The organism is Desulfobacter sp. UBA2225, from assembly GCF_002348205.1.
Lineage (GTDB): Bacteria > Desulfobacterota > Desulfobacteria > Desulfobacterales > Desulfobacteraceae > Desulfobacter > Desulfobacter postgatei.
In genome coordinates, this window is sequence record NZ_DDYV01000160.1 from 1 (window position 1) to 3010 (window position 3010).

Consider the following 3010-nt stretch of genomic DNA (forward strand, 5'->3'; position numbering starts at 1 on the left):
TGATCCAGGGCGGTGACAGGGCAGGGGGGCGAACGCTTCTTGACTGCTCCCGGTCAAGCCAGTACCTGTCCGCCCTGCTCATGGCCGGGGCTTTTTTTGATCATGGCCTCGTGATTGATTTGACAGGGCCTGCCGTGTCCCANNCCATATATTGATTTGACTTTGGATGTGATGAAGCAGTTTGGGGTCAATGCCTTCCAGGTATCCGACACCTGTTATGAGGTCCCGGGGGGCCAGACTTACTCATCCGGAAGCAGATCCGTGGAGCCGGATCTTTCCAATGCCGGCTATTTTTGGGCAGCAGGGGCTGTAACAGGTGCGGATATCGGGGTGGATAATATCGGCACAGCATCTTTGCAGGGCGATCTGAAACAGGCATATATATTTGAGAAGATGGGCTGTACGGTAAATCATAATGGCCGGGTCCTGAGGGTAAAGGGGCATCCCCTGCACGGCGTGGATGTGGATATGTCCGATACCCCGGATGCCGTGCCTGCTGTGGCTGTAACAGCGGCGTTTGCCGAAGGCACCACCCGGATCAGTAATATTGGACATCTTCGGGTCAAGGAGTGCGACCGCATTGATGCGGTTTGTTCCCAGCTCACAAAAATGGGAATTAAAGCGGTGCAGGGACCGGATTTTATGGAAATTACGGGCGGCACACCCCATGGCGCAGTCATTGAAACCTTTAACGACCACCGCATTGCCATGGCCTTTGCGGTTGCCGGTCTTAGGGTGGACGATATTAAAATTGAAAATCCCGTGTGCGTGGAGAAATCATTTCCCACATTTTGGCAGCTTTTTGACGCCCTGTAAAAAGGAGGTACCATGGGTCCCATTTTTCTTATCGGATACCGGTGTACCGGCAAAACCAGTACCGGAAAGTACCTTGCCGATCTTTTGAATAAAACGTTTCTGGATACCGATCTGGTTTTGGAATCAACTTACGGTACAACCATTGCACAGATGGTGGGCCGGCACGGCTGGGCCTATTTCAGGGCAAAAGAAACTGAAACACTTATGAATCTGGATTTGAAGAATTCACCCGTTATAGCTACGGGCGGGGGGATCATCCTTGCAGAAGAAAACAGACAGTTTTTAAAAGAAAACGGGGTCGTTGTATATCTTTATGCCACAGCATCTGTTCTGAGGGACAGAATAAGCAAAGATGAAAACAACACCGACCGAAGACCGGATCTAACCCGTGACAGCCTTTCCCTTGAAACAGAAAAAATGCTTGAAATCAGAACCCCCTTGTACCAGGAACTTGCCGGTGTCTCCATTGACACCGAAAAATACACTCCCAAAGCCGCGGCACTACAGATCAAGGCCCAACTTGCCCCAGGGAGTCGGAGCGAAATTTCATAAGTTTGCAAAGTAACCCAATAAAAAGGAGAATTTTTAATGGATATCATAACCCATCAATTAATAGACAATGAATTGTGCGGAACGCCGGTCATGGTTGAAACCGGTAAGAGCCGTGTGGAATATACGACTACGCCGAGAATGGCGGCAGATGACTCAGGGCTGGTGCATGGCGGATTTATTTTCGGACTTGCCGACTATGCGGCTATGCTTGCAGTGAATCATCCCAATGTTGTGCTTGGCGGAGCGGATGTTAAATTCCTGAAACCTGTCAAAGCAGGGGAATCTGTCTGTGCCGAGGCTAGTGTATCATCGGTGTCAGGTAAAAAACAGATGGTCGGTGTTGTGGTTAAACGTGAAGATGAAGTGGTTTTCAAAGGGGATTTTTCCTGTTTTATCCTGGAAAAACATGTCCTTGAATAAAAAAAAGTCCAAGCACCATCTCTTATCAAAACATGGTGCTTGGAATATACATTCAATGGAAAATAGCCGTGAATGCGCTCAAGCTATTCTAAGTATCCGATTTTACGCATCCTGGGGGGTCTTGATCATATCGTTTTCCATCATGTCAGCAATATCTAAGGCGGAATTCAAGGCATCGTTAATCATGAAAAGCTGAATTTTCAGTGTTTTCAATGAGGCCGGGGTCGCCGAAATCTTTTCTTCTGATGCAAGAAGCGACGAAAACAAATCTGCTTTTTGGGCAAAATCGGCCAAACGTTCACTAAATTGAACGATCTGTTTTGCCCACTTGTCCCTTTTTTCTCTTGTCAGGTCTATATTTGCGTTGTCAGTGCCGTTGATCAGGTGGTCAATCTGGTACTCCTGGGGGGGGGCGATGATTTCGTACATAGTTTGTGCTCCTTTATTTTTTGTTTAAAAAATAATATAGGATATCGCCCTGGGTGTAAATAATTTTCAAAATGGACAGATAAAAGGAGGAACGGGCATTGGATATGCGCCGCTGGGCCTCAACAAGCAACGTATTGGCATCCATGATATCTATACTGTCAGCCATGCCGTATTTGAATTGCATTTGAACGGCGTTGAAATTTTCTTCGGCAGATTTCACTTCATCAGCAAGGTTGATCAGGGTCGCTTTTGAGGTGTTAAATTCCAGAAAGGATTGCTTTGATTCAAGGATTATGGCCTTTTCTTCATTGGCAAGTGCCTGCATGGCCTGGCGATACTTTGCCATGGCCTGGCGTACCTGAGCACTTCGCAATCCGCCGTCATACAGGGTAACGACCAGCTGGGCCTGGATATATGCCTCTGCGGTATCATATCCGCCTTGGGCCCCGTTTCCTGTATCATAGGTGATATCTTTTTCCCGGTAGCCGCCTTCAATCTCAAAACGGGGCCAATAGTCACCTTTTTCATAGGCTATGCTTCGCCGGGCAATTTCAACCCCCTTTTTGCCTTCCTTGATTTCATAACGGTTTTCAAGGGCCTTTAATTTTATCTCTTCAAGGGTGATTGAAAAATTTTCAATCTCTTTGATATCCCCCGATGCAATTGAGAACTGGTCTTCGATACCGGTGAGCCTGACAATACCTGCCTTGGCTGTCTGAACATTATTGACTGCCACAATCTGATCGGTTTTAGCCTTTGACAATTCAGCCCGGGCCCTGTAAAGCGCTGTTTT

The 3010-nt window shown here is 47.3% G+C and carries 5 protein-coding genes; 3 read left to right on the plus strand and 2 right to left on the minus strand.

What is annotated here, in order from left to right; genetic code table 11:
- Positions 1–171 precede the first annotated feature (171 nt).
- The 3 genes from B3D59_RS08225 to B3D59_RS08235 are packed head-to-tail and all read left to right on the plus strand — an operon-like array spanning position 172 to position 1788.
- Positions 172–816, plus strand: a complete 645-nt coding sequence (locus B3D59_RS08225) for a 3-phosphoshikimate 1-carboxyvinyltransferase (protein ID WP_286818885.1) — start codon at positions 172–174, stop codon at positions 814–816.
- Between the two features lie 12 nt (positions 817–828).
- Complete coding sequence (gene aroL, locus B3D59_RS08230; RefSeq protein WP_286818894.1) at positions 829–1368, plus strand: shikimate kinase AroL; 540 nt, start codon at positions 829–831, stop codon at positions 1366–1368.
- Between the two features lie 36 nt (positions 1369–1404).
- Positions 1405–1788: a hotdog domain-containing protein gene (locus tag B3D59_RS08235; protein ID WP_286818899.1), complete on the plus strand. Its 384-nt coding sequence runs from the start codon at positions 1405–1407 to the stop codon at positions 1786–1788.
- Positions 1789–1890: 102 nt separating this feature from the next.
- Here the strand turns inward: B3D59_RS08235 and B3D59_RS08240 are convergent, their stop codons facing one another.
- Complete coding sequence (locus B3D59_RS08240; protein WP_286818902.1) at positions 1891–2217, minus strand: hypothetical protein; 327 nt, start codon at positions 2215–2217, stop codon at positions 1891–1893.
- Between the two features lie 13 nt (positions 2218–2230).
- Positions 2231–3010: TolC family protein (locus B3D59_RS08245; RefSeq protein ID WP_286818904.1), on the minus strand; the 780-nt coding region annotated here is incomplete at its 5' end.